The organism is Bradyrhizobium sp. Kon37 (assembly GCF_055807535.1).
On sequence record NZ_JBVVOY010000141.1, the window covers coordinates 1 to 436 of the forward strand.

At 57.3% G+C, this 436-nt stretch carries 1 pseudogene; it reads right to left on the reverse strand.

Annotated elements, in window-relative coordinates:
• Positions 1–436: pseudogene (locus AC0L3J_RS37495) on the reverse strand (transposase); the annotation flags it as partial.

The window sequence follows — 436 nt, forward strand, 5'->3', positions numbered from 1 at the left end:
TCGAAGCCGATCGGAAGCGCGAGGGGTCTTCGATCGTGTGGCGGAACGTTAGGGCCGTCACGACACCGACCCCCGGGACCGTCATCAGGCGACGCGTCGTGTCGTCCAGCTTTGCCAATCGGCGGACTTCGACTTACCTTGTTGTTGACAAACGTTCTCATCGATCGAGAGCAGCGGCGATATCACGCTGAGAAGCAAATGATCGACGCCCAAGAGTTCGCTGACCTGGTTGCGAAATTGTTGGCCGGTCGCGCGAGGGAACAGCAATCCACATTCCTTGATTAAGCTGCGAACCTGGTTCTCGATGTCTCGGCGCACGGACACTAGCCGAGATCTGGCGACAAGGATCGCTCGGATCTTCTGGCTTTCCTCACTTTTGACTTTTACCTCTCGATACCATCCAACCCGCACCAGTTCGGCAAGCCCTCGCGCATCA